At 61.0% G+C, this 734-nt stretch carries 1 protein-coding gene and 1 pseudogene; both read right to left on the reverse strand.

All coding sequences use genetic code 11. From position 1 onward, the window contains the following. Nucleotides 1-391 (reverse strand): annotated as a pseudogene (locus tag AC1DY5_RS57650) (hypothetical protein); the annotation flags it as partial. Between the two features lie 162 nt (nucleotides 392-553). Beyond that, nucleotides 554-734 (reverse strand): LysR substrate-binding domain-containing protein (locus AC1DY5_RS57655; RefSeq protein WP_478123045.1); only part of this gene is annotated, 181 nt, incomplete at its 5' end.

A 734-nucleotide genomic window follows, 5' to 3' on the forward strand; every position in this document is an offset into this window, starting at 1 on the left:
ACCAGTTTCCGCTGCCTTTCGCGGGGTCTGGATTGCCGTCTCGCTGCGTACGCGAGTATCGCTCATATCGGCCTCTTGCGGCCTCGTTCCGAGATCGAGACCCCGGCCATGTTTCCGGAAAATAGACGACGACAGCAATTTTCGCTCCGGTATCCGATTCAGTGCGCCGGCGCCTGCGCCGCTTTGCCGACACTCTTGATCCGCGACGCAAGAAAATCCAGAAAAGAGCGTAGGGCGGCGCTGTTTTGTAGCGCCGTTGCAGGTAGGCGGCCGACAGCCACATGTCGCTACGGACGTTCTCCGGCAGCACTGGCTCCAGCTCGCCCTTGTCGATGCGCAACTGCACCATGAGCGCCGGTGCGTAGAGCACGCCGAAGCCCTGCAGTGCCACTTCGATCAGGGGCGCAAGCCGGTCGCGTCCATCCGGCTCTGGACGGTGACATTGAACGGTTCGCCATCGACTTGGAGCGCCAGATCGACTGCTGTGCTTGGCTAGAGTTGGTCAATGCATCGTGATGGGCCAGTTCGCTCGGGTGTGTCGGCTTGCCGTTCTTCAACCAGTACCTGGAGAGGCGCAGACCACCAGATCCATGAGAAGCAGAGGCCGCACAATCAAGTTGTCGTCGCTGACCGGGCCGAAGTGCAGCGCGACATCGATCCCTTCCTCGGCCAGATCGACGACCCTGTTGGCCAACTGCAGGCTGATGTGTACCTCGGGGTAGTAGCCCATGTAC

This window comes from Variovorax sp. P4_D9, from assembly GCF_056401695.1.